Raw genomic sequence first — 19,393 nt, 5'->3', positions numbered from 1 at the left:
TACCAATAAAGAGCGTTTTATTAAGTACCTGAAATGTATGTTGTTGGGCACCCCTACCTGGTTTGTGGTGGGGATACTCATTGCGTTTTCCAATAAGTTCGCAACAGTAATGAATGTAAAGGGGGCTATCAGTCCCGGTGATGCCGTAGCGTTTTGCTATGCAGGGCTGGTACTGGGCGACTTCACCACGGGCTTAATCAGCCAGCTATGGCAAAGCCGCCGTAAGGTAATGTTATTGTTCCTGGTATTAACAGGGGTGATGGTAACCGTATATTTAAATCTGCATGGAGTGGAAACCTGGGTGTTTTACACGGTATGTTTTGTACTCGGTTTCAGTGTGGGTTTCTGGGCCATTTTTGTGACGATAGCAGCAGAAAGCTTTGGTACCAATCTGCGGGCTACGGTAGCGACTACGGTTCCTAATTTTGCCAGAGGCATGCTTCCATTGATATCTTTACTGTTTATAAAAGTACAGAACTATTATACTTTCCTGCAAAGCGGGGCTATTGTGGCGGTGATCTGCATTGGTATTGCACTGATTACTGCCTGGAAAGTGGAAGAAACGTTTGGTAAGGATCTGAACTACCTCGAAGAGATTTAGTGATAACTATCCAGCATTTTATCCAGCAGCTTATTCAGCTGTATCACTTCTTTTTCGTTTAATGATTGAAGGGCATTATCCAGCTGCGCGATTTCGTCATCGATAGTCGTGAGCAGTTGGAGTCCTTTGTCATTGATACGAACGTCTACCGCACGTCTGTCCATTTCACTGCTTTTGCGCTCTACCAGGTCTGCTTTCCGAAGTCTTTCCACGAGGCGGGAAACGTCGCTCATTTTGTCCAGCATTCTTTCTTTCAGCACGTTGATATTAGCGGCATTTGGATGCTGCCCGCGGAGAATGCGCAGTATATTAAACTGCTGCATGGTAATACCATACTGCTTAAAAAACTGCTGGTGACGGGACGTTATCCAGTTACCTACAAAAATAAGGCTGATCAGGCCCCGTTGATTTTCGTTTTCAAAAGTTTTCTGCGTGATCAGTTTTTCCAGGTTAGACATACATTTGAGAGTTAAAGCAAATTTGATGAAACGATTTAGAAGTGTTTCATTTGTATTGTTTTAGCCAATTTAAGGACCGCGGTAAAATTACGAATAAAAACAGAATTGCGGATTTTGTCTTTCCCAGGATTATACTGATTTAGATGATTTTCCGGATTTTATTTTGGGGGAGTTAAAAAATTTTGGGAGATATAAGCGGATAAAAATTCGCTCATATCTCCCAAAATCTTTTAAATCTTCCAAAATCATAAAAGTAAAAATCTGGAAAATCATCTAAATCAGTATAATCCTGCGTAAGATAAAAAATCGTTTACGCGGTGGCGGACTGCATTTTATCCAGTACGTCCATTACTTCCTTTACATGTTGGGCAGAGGTATTGAGTAATGCTGTTTCAGCTTCATTCAGCTGCAGCTCAATGATTTTTTCTATACCATTTTTTCCCAGTACTACGGGTACACCCAGGTAAATATCTTTCAGGCCATATTCGCCGGATAACCAGGCGCATACAGGGAAAATACGTTTTTCATTTTTAACGATGGCTTCTACCATTTGAGCGGCAGCAGCACCGGGCGCATACCATGCAGAAGTACCTAAGAGGTTTACGATTTCACCGCCACCTACTTTAGTACGTTGAATAATGGCTTCCAGCTTATCCTTGGCGACCAGCTCTGTTACGGGAATGCCACCTACGGTAGTATAGCGGGGGAGTGGCACCATGGTATCGCCGTGGCCTCCCATGAGTATTGCCTGTATATCTTTCGGAGAGCAACCTATTTCCTCTGCCAGGAAAGCGCGGTAACGGGCAGTATCGAGTATGCCGGCCATGCCGAATACTTTGCTGCTGTCTTTTTTGGCAGTGAGGTAACTGCAATAAGTCATCACATCCAGTGGGTTGCTCACAATAATGATGATAGCATCCGGAGAATGTTTGGTAACATTTTCCGTCACCGATTTCACAATGTTGGCATTGGTAGAAATCAGATCATCCCTGCTCATTCCAGGTTTACGTGGGAGCCCTGAAGTAATAACTACCACATCACTGTTAGCGGTTTTGGTGTAGTCATTGGTTACCCCTGTAATTTTGGTACTGTAATAATCAATGGGAGCCTGCTGCCATGTGTCCAGGGCTTTACCTTCAGCCGTTCCTTCTTTAATGTCCAATAAAACCACCTCCTGCAGAAAATCTTTGTGGGCCAGTACGTTGGCACACGTTGCGCCTACATTCCCGGCTCCTACTACTGTAACTTTCATTTTGTCTATAGCTTTAAAAGTGAAGAATGATTGTGATTAAACAAATGTAATGATTCGGCTTTAGAATAACTGGCCGGACAGGCACATTTTCACAAGGATTATTTATTCAGATAAAACAGCAAAGAATCTATCTTGGCCGTTCCTTCAAAACCCTTTACAAACTGTTGTTTCTTGTCATATATGTATAAACCGGGGAAGTAATGGAGATCATAAAAGTACATGATCTGCCGGGTAGATTCGCTGGCCATAATGATGTTCGGATAGTCTTTAATTTTGTACTGATCGTAATATTCCTTCATTTGTTCCACTTTAAACGGAGTTACCATGAGGATTTGTGTTTTTTTGAACTTGTCAATGTTTTTCAACATTTCTTCCGTCAGGTGTTTGCAGTGATCGCAATCCACACTAAACACAAACACCATGGTTTTCTCGTTCCGCTTGAGATCGTTTTTAGTGATAGAATGGCCATCGGCAAGACTAAGCGGGAAAGCTGGAATGATTGGATATTGTAAATAGGGCGGTTTGGCAGGTGGATTAGTGGCAGTTTGAGCCTTCAAAAACACGGGTAAACAGCTTAAAATAACGAAAAACACGTAGCGCATACTTGTAAAAGTTTCTTGATTTGAGTTTAAATTTACCGGATAAATGTCATTTATTGAATAAAAAAGACGAAAATTGGGCCGAAAAGGGACTAATCTCTCTAATTTTGGGAATTAGTTGCTTGTTCATATGCGAAAATTTTTACTTTTGCAATCCGTGTAAATTTTTAACTTAAAATCAGTAACCTAATTTATGGCTACCACCGCAGATATCAGAACAGGATTAATAATCAAGCTGGATAACAGTTTGTATTCTGTTGTAGAGTTTGGTCAGAACAAAACCGCCCGTGCAGCCGCCAAGGTTTGGGCTAAATTGAAAGGCGTTGACAATAGCCGTTCCATAGAGCACACCTGGAACTCTGGTGATACGATCTATCCCATCCGCATTGAAAAGAAAGCTTTCCAGTATTTATATAAAGACGATACCGGCTACAACTTCATGGACAATGAAACGTTTGAGCAGATAGCGATGCCGGAAACAGCTATCGATGCGCCGCAGTTCCTGAAAGAAGGACAGGAAGTAAGTGTACAGATCAACACTGAAACTGAGCAATACATGGCAGTGGAATTACCTGACAAAATTGTAGTGTTGGTGACCTATTCTGAGCCTGGTGTGAAAGGTGATACGGCTACCCGTACCCTGAAACCAGCTACTGTTGAAACCGGAGCTACTGTAATGGTACCGTTGTTTGTGGATGAAGGAGAATTGATCCGCGTGAATACCAAGAACGGTGAATATATCGAGAGAGTAAAAGCATAAATCATTTGGAGTGCTGACGTGTGTGTGATGGGAATTTTGTTTCTGAGGGTGATGCTTTCTGAAACAAAATTCCTGACCGCGTAAATCAGTCGTCCATCATATTCTATATTTCTAAACCAAAAACTGTCTACATGGACTTTAAACAGATTCAGGAACTGGTAAAAATGATCAACAAATCAAATATCAGTGAACTGAGCATTGAACAGGACAAGTTTAAGATTACAATAAAACAGAAGGATAACGAAGTACAGCAGGTAATCACTGTTCCTGCAACCATGGCTCCCGTACAGGCCGTAGCCGCTGTAGCTCCTGCAGTAGCTGCCAACACCGCAGCCCCTGTAGCTGCGCCAGCTCCTGCTAAAGCGGATAACCTGGTGACCATCAAATCTCCTATGATTGGTACCTTCTATCGCAGCGCTGGTCCGGATAAAGCAGCTTTCGTCAACATCGGCGACGAAGTGACTTCCGGCAAAGTAGTGTGCATCATCGAAGCAATGAAGTTATTCAACGAAATAGAGAGTGAAGTAAGCGGTAAAATCGTGAAAGTACTGGTAGATGACGCATCTCCGGTAGAATATGATCAACCTTTATTCTTAGTTGAACCGTAATAATAGCCTTTAACCGTTAGCCTTTAGCTTTTCAGTTCTCACATACGTCAGAACCCGGAGTGCTAAAGGCTAACAGCTAAAAGCTAACAGCTATTATTAACTTATAAGGAAAACAATGTTCAAAAAAATATTGATTGCCAACCGTGGTGAAATTGCCCTTCGGATTATCCGTACCTGTAAGGAAATGGGTATTAAAACGGTGGCAGTTTATTCTACAGCAGATAAAGATAGTCTGCATGTGAAATTTGCCGATGAAGCAGTATGCATAGGCAAACCACAAAGCAGCGAGTCTTATCTGAACATCCCTCACCTGATGGCGGCTGCTGAAATCACCAATGCAGACGCTATCCACCCCGGATACGGCTTCCTGGCTGAAAATGCCCGTTTCGCTGAAATCTGTGGTGAGCATGGTATTAAGTTTATCGGACCTACTCCGGATATGATCCGCAGAATGGGCGATAAGATGACCGCCAAAGAAACCATGATTGCTGCCGGTGTACCGGTTATTCCAGGATCTGAAGGATTACTTCAGAGCGTGGAAGAAGCGAAAGTAATCGCTAAGAACATGGGCCTCCCGGTAATCATTAAAGCTACTGCCGGTGGTGGTGGTAAAGGTATGCGCGTGGTATGGGAAGAAGGTGAGATTGAAACCGCCTACAACATGGCTAAGAATGAAGCCCGTGCCTCTTTCAGCAATGATGGTATCTACATGGAGAAATTCGTGGAAGAACCCCGTCACATTGAAATCCAGGTAGCGGGTGATCAATACGGTAAAGTATGTCACCTCAGCGAAAGGGATTGCTCTATCCAGCGTCGTCACCAGAAGCTAGTTGAAGAATCTCCTTCTCCGTTTATGACGCCTGAACTGCGTGAGAAAATGGGGGAAGCAGCTATCAAGGCCGCCAGTGCTATCAACTACGAAAGTGTTGGTACCATTGAGTTCCTGGTAGATAAGCATCGCAATTTCTACTTCATGGAAATGAATACACGTATCCAGGTAGAACATGGGGTAACGGAAGAGGTAATCAACTTTGACCTGGTAAAAGAACAGATCAAGATTGCTGCAGGTATTCCTATCTCCGGAAAAAATTATACACCACAGATGCATGCCATCGAGTGTCGTATCAATGCGGAAGATCCTTACAACGATTTCCGTCCTTCTCCGGGTAAAATTACTACGCTGCATATTCCCGGTGGTCATGGTGTGAGAGTAGATTCCCACATCTATGCCGGTTATGTAATTCCGCCATTCTACGATTCCATGGTAGCGAAAATTATTACCATGGCGCAAACCCGCGAAGAAGCTATCAATACGATGGAACGCGCGCTGAGCGAATTCGTAATCGAAGGTGTTAAAACAACTATTCCTTTCCATCAGCAGTTGATGCGTGATGAGAACTTCCGTAAAGGAAACTTTACGACCAAGTTTACTGAGACGTTTAAGCTGGTATAACGGTAACGGATATACTATTGGAAAAAAGTCCTCCCGATCGGGAGGACTTTTTTTATGTTTTTACATCCGCATGAAGCAACGTTTATCTATATTCATAAGTGATTTCCAGGCTTTTGAAGGAGTTTAACAAAAAGACAATCTCACTGAATTTGTTTCCTGTACTGATATGTAGCGGTAAGCCGTAGTCATTATACCAATCGGCGGTGAACGCATTATTTTTATTGTAGTCAATATCTATAAATTGCCAAACCGGATGCAGTTGATGAGGATTTACTTTGTTATCGTATGCTGGAAAAGCATCTGAAGAGAAGATACTGTTATCGGAATATTTTACCATGAAATGGATTTTATATGCGTTGCCAGACGAATTATAGAAAAATGCAGTGGTATGCGTTTCGGTATAAGAAGTGCCAGGGAAGCGTTCTTCTGTTACCTGGGTAATTCTGTCCTGGTTATCATACACGTATTTTTTGAAAGAGAGGAGAAGGTAGGAGTTAAGCAGAGTAAGGGTATTTCTGTCATAATTGCCGAATTCAAAAACACTGTCCAAAATTACTCTCTTTCTTTGATCGCATAAATATTTATGCGCCACTTCATAGCCGGGATTACCATCGTAATAGGCACCTATCAAAATCCGGAGTGCATGCCGGGCATCATATCCAAACAGATATTGGGGATATCCTGTACTAATGTGCTGACCGGCTATCTGGATTGGATCGTGGAAAGAGTTATAGCTAATCTGGATCGAATCTGTCCAGCCTGCTGTACTTTCTCCTGTTAACTGTGTGATCTCGTAATGTTTTTGACCGGGGATAATAATCGGAGATTTTACGCAATTTGTAAGCAATATTGAAAATAGGAGGGCGATGGCACGATGTGCCGGGAGATAAATTTTTTTCATGTTGGGGATTCTTTTTGATTAAAAAATATTCACTATCGGGGTAATGTGTATGCGAAAACAGGAAGGATGTAAAAAAGTTTCGGTACACTAAAGGTAGAGGAATTAAGTATAGCTGCGGGAGATAATTTAAAGCAGGCAAGGAATTTAAAAAACAAAGCCCCGGATGAAAATCCGGGGCTAATCATACACCAAAACAATCTTACGGTTTTATCGCAAGAAAAGCAGCTCTCTGTATTTAGGCAGTGCCCATTTTTTGTCGTCCACCAGGAACTCCAGTTTATCGGAGTGGTAGCGGATAACATCAAAGTACGGCTTAATCTTTTCACAGTAGTCAATCGCTTTCTGACGGCTGTCGGTAAGCTTATTAGCTACCTTACGCGCCTCGATCATAGCCTGTACATTTTCACTAATGGCATTAATATGTTCAGCTATTTTAGCAGCAATTTGTTTTTGTGCTTTAACGGACTCTTCACCGAGGCCAATTCCTTTCAGACCGTTGATGTTAGTTACCAGGTCATTTACATAACTGATAGCTGACGGCAGGATGGTGTTGGTAGCGAGGTCGCCGATAACGCGGGCTTCGATCTGCACTTTCTTCACATAATCTTCCAGCAGTATTTCGTGGCGTGCGTGCAGTTCTTTTTCGTTGTAAACGCCGGTATCTGTATAAAGTTTGGCAGCTTTGGCTGTCACCATAGCATCCAGTGCTTTAGGTGTGGTTTTAACGTTCGCTAAACCTCTTTTTTCTGCTTCTTTTTCCCACTCTTCACTGTAGCCGTCGCCTTCGAACAGTATTTTTTCCGAATCTACAATATATTTCCGAAGAGTTTGCATAATCGCAATCTCTTTTTTCTCGCCTTTTTCGATCAAACCATCCACTTCTACTTTGAAGTCAGCCAGTGTTTTTGCAACGATCGTATTCAATACTGTCATAGCAGAAGCACAGTTGGCAGAGGAACCTACCGCGCGGAATTCAAACTTGTTGCCGGTGAAAGCAAAAGGAGAAGTACGGTTACGGTCGGTGTTGTCCAGCAGCAGCTCAGGAATGTGACGGTGCAGATCCAGTTTCAGGATAGCTTCGTCTTGTTCGTCGAACTTGTTGTTAACACGGTTTTTAACTTCCTGCAGTACGTCAAACAGGTATTTACCTGAGAATACAGAGATAATAGCAGGAGGCGCTTCGTTGGCACCTAAGCGGAAGTCATTGCTTGGAGAGGCAATAGCAGCTCTCATCAGATCAGCATAATCATGTACCGCTTTAATGGTGTTCACAAAGAAAGTGAGGAACATCAGGTTGGTCTTCGGTGTTTTACCGGGAGCCAGCAGGTTAACACCGGTGTCGGTGGACATGCTCCAGTTGTTGTGTTTACCGGAACCGTTGATGCCTGCAAAAGGTTTCTCGTGCAGTAACACTTTCAGTTTGTGACGTTTTGCCACTTTATTCATTACATCCATCAGCAGAGAGTTGTGATCTACTGCGATGTTTACTTCTTCAAAGATAGGAGCACACTCAAACTGAGAAGGTGCTACTTCGTTATGACGCGTTCTTAAAGGAATACCCAGTTTGTAAGATTCTACTTCGAAATCGCGCATGTAAGCGTAAGCACGCTCAGGGATAGCACCGAAGTAATGATCTTCCAGCTGTTGTCCTTTGGAAGGAGCGTGACCAACCACGGTACGACCAGTCATGATCAGATCAGGACGGGCGTTAGCCATTGTTTCGTCTACCAGGAAGTATTCCTGTTCCCAACCCAGGGTACCAGTTACTTTAGTAACGTTTTTATCGAAATAGTTACATACGTCTACTGCAGCTTTGTCCATTGCAGCCAGTGCTTTCAGCAATGGAGCTTTGTAATCCAGCGATTCGCCGGTGTAGGCTGCGAAAATAGTAGGTATGCAGAGTGTTTTACCATAACCCTGTTCCAGGATGAAGGCAGGAGAGGAAGGATCCCAGGCAGTGTAGCCGCGGGCTTCGAAGGTAGCTCTCAAACCACCGTTAGGGAAACTGGAAGCATCTGGTTCCTGTTGTACCAGTGCATCACCATCAAAAGTTTCCAATGCAGTACCATCACCTTTCAATGTGAAAAATGAATCATGCTTTTCTGCGGTAGTGCCGGTCAATGGCTGAAACCAGTGTGTGTAATGTGTCACACCTTTTTTCATCGCCCATGCTTTCATGCCAGAAGCGATCTGCTCGGACATTTTACGTTCCAGCTTGGTGCCATTTTTAACAGAGTTCATCAGGCTTTTATAAGCCTCATCGCTCAGATATTCCCGAACAACTTTACCAGAGAAAACATTGCTGCCAAATACATCGGTAATTTTACCGTCATGTTCGGTGAGAGTGGAGTCTACGCCAGCTAATCCTTCCAGCGCTTTGAAACGTAACGATTGCATGCTGTAAATTATTTTACACAAAAGAACGCATCCGTAGCTATAAATGCAAATAAATTGTTCGTTTTAACTGAAAAATTACATTTAGGACTTTAAAAGAGGCATTTTTTTGCTATTTGGTTAAATATTTATGCTTCGCCTGACAGTAATCTGATAAATTTAAAAATTACTAATATGATATCATGCAGCTAAAATTTGTTCGTTTGACGCCAGGCGGCAACCTCTTGGCATTTGCAGGAAAAACATGTACTTTTGCGACTTCTTTTAAATTACTCGTTTTTTATACTTAAATACATGCAAACCACCGTAGAAATTGCTGAACAGCTAGGACTTACTGCTGACGAGTTTGAACGAATTATATCCATTTTAGGCCGTACACCCAACTTTACAGAATTAAGTATGTATTCTGTAATGTGGAGTGAGCACTGCTCTTACAAAAATTCAATCGTTTGGCTGAAATCCCTGCCCCGCGATGGTGACAGACTGCTGGTAAAAGCAGGAGAAGAAAATGCCGGTCTGGTAGATATTGGTGATGGCTACGCAGTGGTATTTAAAATAGAATCGCATAATCACCCGTCTGCGATTGAACCGTTTCAGGGCGCTGCAACAGGTGTAGGGGGTATTCACCGCGATATCTTTACCATGGGCGCTCGCCCCATTGCAGCAATGAACTCATTGCGCTTCGGTAATATTAATGATAAGAAAACACAACACCTGGTAAAAGGTATTGTACATGGTATAGGCCACTACGGTAACTGCTTCGGCGTTCCTACAGTAGGTGGCGAAGTTTATTTCGAAGACTGCTACGGTACCAATCCACTGGTAAACGCTTTCAGCGCCGGTATCGTAAAAGTAGGACAAACCGTTTCCGCTACTTCCTACGGTGAAGGCAATCCTGTTTTCATTGTGGGTTCTGCTACCGGAAAAGATGGTATCGGTGGTGCATCTTTTGCATCTGCCAATATCACAGAAGACAGTGCGGAAGATTTACCAGCCGTTCAGGTAGGTGATCCTTTCCAGGAAAAGAAATTATTGGAAGCTTGTCTGGAAATCATCAAAACAAACTCCATCATCGGTATGCAGGATATGGGCGCTGCCGGTATCACCTGCTCCACTGCAGAAATGAGCGCGAAAGGCGAGCATGGTATGAAAATCTGGTTAGATAAAGTACCTACCCGTCAGAAAGATATGAAAGGTTGGGAAATGCTGCTGAGCGAAAGCCAGGAGCGTATGCTGATCGTAGTTAAGAAAGGAGAAGAACAACCCGTACTGGATATCTTCGAAAAATGGGACCTGCACTGCGTACAGATCGGTGAAGTAACCAAAGATAAAAACCTGAAGTTCTATATGAACGGCGAACTGGAAGCAGATGTTCCTGCTGAAAGTATGGTATTGGGTGGCGGCGCTCCCCAATATCACCGTGCTTATACTGAACCAGCTTACTTCGCTAAAATTAAAGCATTTAATATCCACAACATTCCTGATACAGAGCACCCGCATTTTGTAGCAGAAAGAATGGTGGCCCTGCCTAACATCGCTTCCAAACGCTGGATTTACAACCAGTACGATAGCATGGTAGGTACTGCAAATGCCAGCACCAATGCACCAAGCGATGCTTCTATCGTATTGGTAAAACCAACTAAAAAAGCTTTGGCAATGACTACCGACTGTAACGGTCGCTATGTATTTGCTGATCCTCATAAAGGCGGACAAATTGCTGTAGCAGAAGCTGCCCGTAATATTGTTTGCTCCGGTGGTGAACCAGTAGCCATCACCAACTGTCTGAACTTCGGTAATCCCTATGATCCGGAAGTTTACTACCAGTTTGTACATGCTGTACAAGGTATGGGCGAAGCATGCCGCAAGTTTAATACACCTGTTACCGGTGGTAACGTAAGCTTCTACAACCAGTCTCCTGATGGTCCGGTATATCCAACACCAACCATCGGTATGGTGGGGATCCTCGATAGCCTGGATCAGCGCATCACCCTTAATTTCAAGGAAGAAGGTCACCTGGTTTACCTGGTAGGTCGCAGCCGTAACGATATCAACAGCTCCGAATACCTGCACAAAATCATCGGTATAGAATACAGCCCTGCACCGCATTTCAACCTCGACGAAGAACTGCATGTACATCAGGCTATTACCAAACTGAATAAAGCAGGACTGATCCGCTCTGCGCATGATGTGAGCGATGGCGGTTTATTCGTAACCCTCCTCGAAAGCGCCATGCCAACAGGACTGGGCTTTGAACTGACTACCAATAACAAATTCCGTAAAGATGCCTACCTGTTCGGTGAAAGCCAGAGCCGTGTAGTCGTAACTGTTAGACCGGAAGATAAAGAGAAGTTCGAAGCACTGATGCACGGTTTGGTGGACGCTTCAGATACTTCTGTACGTTACGAGAAACTGGGTGTTGTGACCGGCGAACATATCAAAGTAAATGGTGAAGACTGGGGTAATGTAGCCACCTGGAAAAAATTATACGATACTGCTATTGAAGAGCATATGCGTAAAGCATAAGGCATAAAGCATAAAGCATAAAGCATAAAGCTATTGAGGCGATTGATTAAAGCGAATTTACATTCTACGCTTTAGTCAATCGCCTCAATAGCTTTATGCTTTATGCCTTCAGCTTTTTGCTTTTCTACATGCTATATTTAAATCCAAGATTAAATCTTGCCCCACTGCCTTTGATATAGGAATCTGTACGCACTCTTCCCTGTGACATCACTGGGTAATAATCAGCATTCAGCAGGTTATCTATACCTAAACGGACCGCTATTGATTTACTGAAACGATAAGCCGTGTAGAAATTCACGAGATAGAAATCACCGACAGGCCCGGTACCCAAATCATATGTTTTGGTAGTTGGATTGATGTCGAAACGTTTACGTACACCGGAGTAGATGTAATACACACCCAGATCCCATTGTTTCAGCGGACTGTAGTTTGCATTCACCGTCATTTTATCAGGAGAAATGCGGGTAGTAGGCAACCAGGTATGTACGCCATTCACATCTTTCTTGCCTTCTACATGGGCGTAGGAGGCGTTGGCAGATAGATTAGCCAGGAACTGATAGCCGGCTGTAAGTTCAAAGCCTTCCACTCTTTCAGGCGCACGTTCCGGCACTGCTACACCATTTACGTCTTTCAGGCTGGTCCCCAGTTTGGATGTGCTGATAAAGTAAGCTCCGGAAGCATTGAATTTACCGATGTTACTGTTAAAACCTGCTTCGTAATTATTGGTAATAATCGGTTTTGTTTCAATGATATCGATGCTGGTAGCACCATTGCTCACCGGCGCTGCCTGACGAAGGGTACGGCCCAGATCATACAGGGAGAAGCTTTGTGAATAACTTACAAACGGATTAAATGCCGCAAATTTTGTGTAGCGCAAACCGCCATTAAATACCAGGGCTTCATAAGGGAGGTTACCACCCTTTACAAACACACCTCCTTTGTAGGCGCCAAATTTAATGGTGGTATAATCAGGAATATCCAGAGAAATATTTTCATACCGTACTCCCGCTTTTACCAGGAAGTCTTTGAAGAGGTATGTTTTTAACTGTGTATAAGGTGCATAGTTCTTCATATTCATCTCCGGCACAAAAGGACGGCCATCGGTGAGCGGTTGCGAAGTTTTATCGTTCAGGATGTCCACACCCCAGGTAACATCGCCAAATAAGTTCGCATTAAAATTGAATACGGTATTGAAGTTCACCCTTGCCCCCATTTTTTGGGAAACAATGGCAGAATTGCCGGGTGGCGCATAGAAATCAGAATATTCAAAAACGGTATAAAAGCTTTGATAGTAAAGGTTTACGTTCAGTGACGTGTTTTTAAAAATGGTTTTATTGGTATAATTCACATACGCGTTGTGATTATACGGTGTGCCTTGTTTATCGCCGGGATTGGTGCCCTTTACACCGATAATAGGGGCTTCTCCAAACTTGCCGGTAGCAGAGTCCACATAGGTGGTGTTTTGCATGGTCCGGTAGTAGTTGTACATCACTTCTATGCGATTGTTGCTGTTGATATCGTAACCGAGTTTGGCAAACAGATTCAGATTTTTATTTTGTGCGAGCGACTGGAAGGGGGCGATAATCACGCCATCAGCGTCTTTTACCACGCCGGTTTGCTCGTAGGTGCCGCTGGCTACGTAATCGAATTTGTTGATTTTACCGGTGAAGTTCTGCGAGATGCGGCCGCCCATAGTATTGGAAGGATGCAGAAGAGAACCGGCGCTGCCCACATCGGTAGTGCCGCTGAATCGTTTGTTGGGGTTGGCTTTCATGGTGATGAAGTTAACGATGCCACCATCTGCACCGTTACCGTAAATCGCGGTAGATCCTTTAATCACTTCCACTCTTTCAATCACAGCAACATCAATACTGCGCATGTCTTTATCGCCATTGCGCAGCGGGGTAGATTGTGGAATACCGTCGATCATGATCAGCATACCCCGGCCACGAAGGGTTTGACCTTTGTTGGTGGAGGTGTTGGTACCCAGTGTAAGTCCGGGTACATTCATACTGAGCAACTGGTTAATGTCCGTAGTAATAGCACTCTGCTCGCGTAACTGTTTCCCGGAAATAATAGTAATGGAAGATGGTACCGTACCCAGTGTTTCCTTATTACGACTGGCAGTTACCACTACTTCACCCAGCCCAACGTTGGAGGGTTGTATGGTCAGTTCCAGCAGTGTGTTGTTGTCAGCTACGGTAATGTTTTGTTCCAGTGTTTGATAGCCAATACCTGCCACCAGTAATTTATAGGTGCCTGGTTTTACATCGTAGATAGTAAAGTTACCGTTGATACCGGTAACAGCATGTTTCTGGGTACCGGAAAGGTAGATCCTTAGCAGGGGAACTGCTGTTTGCGTGGTATCTTTTACCGTACCTTGTATCTTTTGCGCTGCTACCTGCAACGTAGCCAGGATGGCCATCAAACTCAAAACAAAAACCTTCTTCATATCTATACTTAAATCCTGTTGTGTACTTTAATAATAAATTTTCTGCGGTACCAGATCAGGAAGCCTGAAACAGATAATACGCCGGGGGTTAAGGCAAGGAGTGAGTAGCAGATTTTTAGCAAGATGCCCCCATAATTACCGAAGTGGAGTGGTGCAATGCAGGCGTTGAATCGATCGCCAAAGGAGGCCTTGCTGAAATTCACTGTTTTCTTAATGTTGCCGCTGGCATCTATGAATACGGAGGAAGCATATTCTCCAAAAAAAGCGGATTCTTGAGCATGTCCCATTATTCTGATCGGGTCACCGGCTTTTCTGGGTGGACGTACACCCATTATTTCAAAGCCGGGGATGCTGGCTTTTGCTTTTACCAGGAGCGCTTCGTAGTCGCCGGAAAAAGGCGTACCGGCATAACTGATTTTGGTGTTTCTCCTGGCATCCAGCACTTTTAGTTCCATCATAAAGCCGGTTATGACGATCAGCAGGTTAAACAGCAAGGCCCATACGCCCAGGATGCGGTGTAGATTGCGCCAGCGGCGGGTGCGGTTATGCCATTCCAGTTTTACCCGGAAAGTCAGCACTTTGCCAATAGCGTTCCGGTAAATGAATATGCCGGTGAGAATGGATAAAAATAGCCCTATTGCCGCAATCAGAACGATTGTAGCCCCCGTTTTGCCACTTAGAAGGGAGAAGTGCAGGTAAAGCACATAGCCCGTTAAATGGTCTGTATTCGAGTATTGTTGTAATATTTTGCCGGTATAGGGGTTTAGGAAGATGTATACCTTGTGATCTGCTGCATATTCGGCCCTTAGCACGGTGCTTTCGTCCGACGCTTGTGGAAGTCTTACAAAAGCAACATAAGGATTACCGGGAAGTGCCTGTTGGGCCTGCTGCATCAGTTCCCGGAGGGGTTTGGGTGATGCTTCCGGAGTAACATGATAGGCATTGGCATACAGGGCATGATCTATTTCATCGCTAAAAACCAGCATACTGCCTGTGATGCTCAATAGCAACAGCATAAGGCCGGCTATTAAGCCCGTGATCCGGTGGATCCGGAAAAATTGCTTACTCCATTGAATTTTCAAAACCTGTCGTTTAATGTTCCTTTTATCAGTTGACCTAACATTACCCGGATAGGGCGATCCACGAATGTGCTATACAGATCGTTTTTTGCCCTGCTTTAATCAGCCATCATAGTTAAAGGCCTGAGTATGTTTTGCTTCCGCCGCAAAGGTACCGCCCTATTACGGCGTAGTGTTTACGCAAACGGGAATTTTTTTGATCAGAATAGGAAAAATCAGGCCTTTTTACATTCTGATGATGTATTACTGCAGTACGGATCTTTAACAAGCTATTAACAAAATACCACGGACGTGTTATATTTTTTGCTGAAATCTCACCTATTTTTGATAAGCATCAATGAGAAGAAAAACAGAATTAAAATAAATACTTTTTTATAAATTATTTGGAATCACTTGGTTATTCCAATTTCTATGAAAACCATTTGTTCTCTACCATGTCCTGATGAAATCTAATGAAAAATTACACCTAGTGAAAGAACGATTTGAGTAAGGGGCTGAGTAAAATCAGCCCTTTTTGTATTTTACCCCTTTATTTGACTTACCTTATTGCTATAACCCCTCTGGCCTTTTCCCATTTTAAATAGAAAAGCCTTCCTGAAGAGCAGGAAGGCTTTTAATATGTTAGATGTAACCTTTTTATACCATTGGGATTTCAGCTACCTGGTAAACTTTTTCATCGAGTTTAGCCTTGGTTTCGCTGAATGCCTGGAGGGTGAGCTCAATATCCTCGTAGCTGTGGGCAGCTGTGGGAATCAGGCGGTAAATGATTTGTCCTTTCGGAATAACCGGATATACTACGATAGAGCAGAAAATGTTATAGTTTTCGCGCAGATCGAGGCACATGGCAGTTGCTTCCGGAATATCACCCTGCAGGTAAATCGGGGTCACCGGTGAATTGGTTCTGCCGATGTTAAAGCCGCGTTCTTTCAGTCCGTTCTGCAGTTTATTCACATTATCCCACAGTTTAGCCTTCATTTCAGGATGCTGACGCATCAGCTGCACACGTTTCAGGTGTCCGATAACGATAGGTAAAGGAATGGATTTAGCGAAAATCTGAGAGCGCATGTTATAGCGCAGGAAGTTGATGATTTGTTTTTCGCCGCTGATGAAAGCACCGATAGAAGCACCGGATTTAGCGAAGGTATTGAAGAGCAGATCGATCTGGTCCTGTACACCTTGTTCTTCGCCGGTACCGGCACCGGTTTTACCCATTGTACCGAAGCCATGTGCATCATCTACGAGTAAACGGAACTCATATTTATCTTTGAAGGAGCAAATTTCTTTTAGTTTACCCTGGTCACCGGCCATACCGAATACGCCTTCTGTTACCACGAGAATACCACCACCCTGGGTTTTAGCCAGTTCGGTTGCACGCTTCATCTGTTTGTCGAAATCTTCCATGTCGTTATGCTTGAACACATAACGTTTGCCGGGATGCAGGCGTAAGCCATCCAGGATACTGGCGTGGCATTCTGCATCGTATACAATTACGTCTCTGCGGCCCACGATCGCATCAATAGCACTCATGATACCCTGATAGCCGTAGTTCAATAAAGTGGTCGCTTCTTTGCCCATGTAGTCGGACAATTCGTTTTCCAGTTGCTCATGGTAGTTGGTGTTACCACTCATCATGCGCGCTCCCATTGGAGAGGCCATTCCGTAGTCGGCGGCAGCCCTGGCATCTGTGGCCCGTACTTCCGGGTGGTTGGCTAAACCCAGATAGTTGTTAAGGCTCCAGACAATTTTTTCATTGCCCCGGAAATTCATGCGGGGGCCTATTTCTCCTTCCAGTTTAGGAAATGCGAAATAGCCATGGGCTCTGTCTGAATGTTCCCCGATAGGGCCCAGATGTTTCAGCAGTTTCTCGAAAATATCCATACGATATATTATGTAATGGTTAATTCATTCCATTTAAAATGGACACAAAGGTATTAAAATATTACTTTTTGTAAACTTGGTTTACATTTGGCGCATCTCCGGAAACAAATTATCTGTGCAGTGACAGCGCCTTATGTCGTTGTATTACAGTGACTTTTAAAACATTTACGATCTGATGAAATTTACACATTTCCTGACAGCGGCACTGCTGTTCTCCGTAACAGCTACCCGTGCGCAGAAAGCGACCTCTCCTAAACCTTTTAATCATCTCGCTGCTTCCAAAACCACCAAAATGTCTGCCAGACCGAAGCTGGTAGTAGGTGTGGTGGTAGATCAGATGCGCTGGGACTATCTTTACCGCTATGGCAACAGATATGGCGCCGGAGGATTTAAAAGATTGCTGCAGGAAGGCTTTTCCTGCGAAAATACGCTCATCAATTATACCCCCACTATTACTGCCTGTGGCCATACCTGTGTATATACCGGCTCTGTACCTGCTATTCATGGTATTATCGGCAATACCTGGTATAGTCCCGAACTGGGCCGCACCGTATACTGCGCCGAAGATACAACTGTTAGCACAGTTGGCAGCAATTCTGGTGCAGGTAAAATGAGTCCGCGTAATATGCTGGTCACCACCATTGGCGATGAACTCCGGATTTCCAACAATTTTCAAAGTAAAGTAGTGGGCGTAGCAATTAAAGACCGTGGCGCCATTTTGCCCGCCGGACACAGTGCCAACGCGGCTTTCTGGTATGATGGCAGCACCGGCAACTGGGTGAGCAGCAGCTATTATATGAAAGAACTGCCGGGATGGGCGCAGGAATTTAACAAACAGCAATTCCCGCAGCAATATCTTAGTAAACCGTGGACCACCTTGTATCCGGTATCTACCTATACCCTCAGTACAGCCGATGAAAAACCTTACGAAGGCAAGTATAAAAATGCCACGAATACCTCGTTCCCACATTCACTGAGCGATATTTCCAATTCAGCTATCTCTGCTTCTCCCTTTGGTAATACCATGACCCTGGAATTTGCTAAAAAGGCCCTGGAAGCCTATGATATGGGTAAAGGTCCCGTAACTGATTTTCTGGCGGTAAGTCTTTCTTCTACGGATTATGTAGGCCATCAGTTCGGACCTAATTCTGTAGAAATTGAAGATACTTATCTGCGCCTGGATCAGGATCTGGCCACACTTTTCAAATACCTGGATGCGAAAGTAGGCAAGGGGCAATATCTCTTTTTTATTACCGCAGATCATGGTGTAGCACATGTACCGGGTTTTATGGAAGAAAACAAACTGCCTGGTGGTACCTGGGATGAACCTGCTGCCATAAAAGAGCTGAATGAGCAGGTGGCGGCTAAATTTGGCGTGAAAGGAGTTATAAAAGGATCCGATAACTATCAGCTGTGGCTGGAGCATGATGGAATTGCACAGGCAGGGAAAAACGAAACCGAGATCCGGCAGTTTATAATAGCCCGTTTACTGAAATCACCGGCTATCGCCAAAGCTTTCCCAATAGAGCAGCTGATGACCACCACTTTACCGGAACCTATGCGTACCATGCTGTCCAACGGTTTTAATACCAAAAGAAGTGGTGATATCCAGGTAGTATTAACCCCCGGGTATATCGATGGCGGTAAAACCGGTACCACACACGGTTTATGGTATCCTTACGATGCGCATATTCCACTGGTATGGATGGGATGGGGCATTCATCCCGGCAAAACCAACCGCACTATTGGTATGACAGATATTACTCCTACACTGGCTGCATTATTACATATTCAGATGCCCAGCGGCAATGTAGGGCAGGTAATACAGGAGATTACCCATTAAATTTTTTTTGCTTAGATTGCCATTAAGAAAATTACGAATTACGAATTACGAATTACGGAGTTGTGGGAAGACCATTTGATTATCTTCCAAACAATCTCCTTATCAATCCGTAATTCGTAATTCGAATTCGTAATTCTTTCATTATGGCTTTTTCTTTCTTACAATATACTGTAGCTGAGCGTATTGCTACTATTGCATTGAATCGTCCAGAAAAGCGCAATGCGCTGAATGGGCAGCTGGTAGCGGAATTACGGGAAGCTTTCCGCACTGCGGCAGCAGATGAAGCGGTGAAAGTGGTGATTTTGAAAGGCAATGGAGAGGCATTTTGTGCCGGCGCCGACCTGGAGTACCTGCAGCAATTGCAAAAAAACACCTACGCAGAGAATCTCACTGATTCCCGGGAACTGATGCAGTTATTCCGGGAGATTTACGACCTTGATAAGATGGTGATTGCCCAGGTAGAAGGACATGCTATTGCCGGCGGTTGTGGGCTGGTAACCTTATGTGACCTGAGTTATGCTGTACCGGAGGCATTATTGGGATACACCGAAGTGAAAATTGGATTTATTCCCGCACTGGTGGCAGTTTTCCT

General features: G+C 44.0%; 14 protein-coding genes and 1 pseudogene. 7 read left to right on the top strand and 8 right to left on the bottom strand.

Going from position 1 to position 19,393, the window contains the following annotated elements; translation table 11 throughout:
• A pseudogene (locus VIP81_RS07365) lies at window positions 1-601 on the top strand (MFS transporter); the annotation flags it as partial.
• On the opposite strand, the gene VIP81_RS07360 reads toward VIP81_RS07365, so the two are convergent.
• From VIP81_RS07360 to VIP81_RS07350, 3 genes are all read right to left on the bottom strand, one after another.
• Window positions 598-1,059 (bottom strand): MarR family winged helix-turn-helix transcriptional regulator, encoded by a 462-nt coding sequence (locus VIP81_RS07360; RefSeq protein WP_331957930.1) that lies wholly within the window; start codon window positions 1,057-1,059, stop codon window positions 598-600. The pseudogene VIP81_RS07365 and the gene VIP81_RS07360 sit on opposite strands and share 4 nt — an antisense overlap.
• A gap of 310 nt (window positions 1,060-1,369) precedes the next feature.
• On the bottom strand, window positions 1,370-2,311 hold the full coding sequence (gene mdh, locus VIP81_RS07355; protein WP_331957928.1) for a malate dehydrogenase: 942 nt from the start codon (window positions 2,309-2,311) through the stop codon (window positions 1,370-1,372).
• A gap of 98 nt (window positions 2,312-2,409) precedes the next feature.
• Window positions 2,410-2,868, bottom strand: coding sequence for a peroxiredoxin family protein (locus tag VIP81_RS07350; protein ID WP_331957926.1), 459 nt, complete (start codon window positions 2,866-2,868; stop codon window positions 2,410-2,412).
• Window positions 2,869-3,103: 235 nt separating this feature from the next.
• Here VIP81_RS07350 and efp point away from each other — a divergent pair, with 235 nt between their 5' ends.
• From efp to accC, 3 genes are all read left to right on the top strand, one after another.
• On the top strand, window positions 3,104-3,670 hold the full coding sequence (gene efp, locus VIP81_RS07345; protein WP_133808683.1) for an elongation factor P: 567 nt from the start codon (window positions 3,104-3,106) through the stop codon (window positions 3,668-3,670).
• Between the two features lie 131 nt (window positions 3,671-3,801).
• Window positions 3,802-4,278 (top strand): acetyl-CoA carboxylase biotin carboxyl carrier protein, encoded by a 477-nt coding sequence (accB, locus tag VIP81_RS07340; RefSeq protein ID WP_331957923.1) that lies wholly within the window; start codon window positions 3,802-3,804, stop codon window positions 4,276-4,278.
• 115 nt (window positions 4,279-4,393) lie between these two features.
• On the top strand, window positions 4,394-5,731 hold the full coding sequence (gene accC, locus VIP81_RS07335) for an acetyl-CoA carboxylase biotin carboxylase subunit (protein WP_331957921.1): 1,338 nt from the start codon (window positions 4,394-4,396) through the stop codon (window positions 5,729-5,731).
• A gap of 82 nt (window positions 5,732-5,813) precedes the next feature.
• Here the strand turns inward: accC and VIP81_RS07330 are convergent, their stop codons facing one another.
• A complete protein-coding gene (locus VIP81_RS07330; RefSeq protein WP_331957920.1) occupies window positions 5,814-6,632 on the bottom strand; it encodes a hypothetical protein in 819 nt (272 codons plus the stop codon).
• 207 nt (window positions 6,633-6,839) lie between these two features.
• Entirely contained in the window at window positions 6,840-9,029 is a 2,190-nt protein-coding gene (locus VIP81_RS07325; protein ID WP_331957918.1) for a glutamine synthetase III, read from the bottom strand.
• Window positions 9,030-9,320: 291 nt separating this feature from the next.
• Between VIP81_RS07325 and purL the strand changes: the two genes are divergently transcribed.
• The gene (gene purL, locus VIP81_RS07320) at window positions 9,321-11,549 is read left to right on the top strand and encodes a phosphoribosylformylglycinamidine synthase subunit PurL (RefSeq protein WP_331957916.1); all 2,229 of its coding nucleotides are present in this window, start codon (window positions 9,321-9,323) and stop codon (window positions 11,547-11,549) included.
• Between the two features lie 124 nt (window positions 11,550-11,673).
• Here purL and VIP81_RS07315 read toward each other — a convergent pair whose 3' ends face one another.
• The 3 genes from VIP81_RS07315 to VIP81_RS07305 form a co-directional block, all read right to left on the bottom strand.
• On the bottom strand, window positions 11,674-14,001 hold the full coding sequence (locus VIP81_RS07315; RefSeq protein WP_331957914.1) for a TonB-dependent receptor: 2,328 nt from the start codon (window positions 13,999-14,001) through the stop codon (window positions 11,674-11,676).
• Window positions 14,002-14,009: 8 nt separating this feature from the next.
• Window positions 14,010-15,083 carry a PepSY-associated TM helix domain-containing protein gene (locus VIP81_RS07310; RefSeq protein WP_331957912.1) on the bottom strand — a complete coding sequence of 358 codons (1,074 nt, stop codon included), beginning with the start codon at window positions 15,081-15,083 and terminating at the stop codon, window positions 14,010-14,012.
• 633 nt (window positions 15,084-15,716) lie between these two features.
• Window positions 15,717-16,958, bottom strand: coding sequence for a pyridoxal phosphate-dependent aminotransferase family protein (locus VIP81_RS07305; protein WP_331957911.1), 1,242 nt, complete (start codon window positions 16,956-16,958; stop codon window positions 15,717-15,719).
• A gap of 175 nt (window positions 16,959-17,133) precedes the next feature.
• On the opposite strand from VIP81_RS07305, the gene pafA reads away from it, so the two are divergent.
• Together pafA and VIP81_RS07295 are read left to right on the top strand one after the other, a co-directional pair.
• Window positions 17,134-18,801 (top strand): alkaline phosphatase PafA, encoded by a 1,668-nt coding sequence (pafA, locus tag VIP81_RS07300; RefSeq protein WP_331957909.1) that lies wholly within the window; start codon window positions 17,134-17,136, stop codon window positions 18,799-18,801.
• A gap of 143 nt (window positions 18,802-18,944) precedes the next feature.
• A partial coding sequence (locus VIP81_RS07295; protein ID WP_331957907.1) for an enoyl-CoA hydratase-related protein occupies window positions 18,945-19,393 on the top strand: 449 nt, incomplete at its 3' end.

This window comes from Chitinophaga sp. (assembly GCF_036566945.1).
Classification (GTDB): domain Bacteria; phylum Bacteroidota; class Bacteroidia; order Chitinophagales; family Chitinophagaceae; genus Chitinophaga.
The sequence above is the reverse complement of the archived record's forward strand: the minus strand, read 5'-3'. Positions and strand labels throughout refer to the sequence as shown.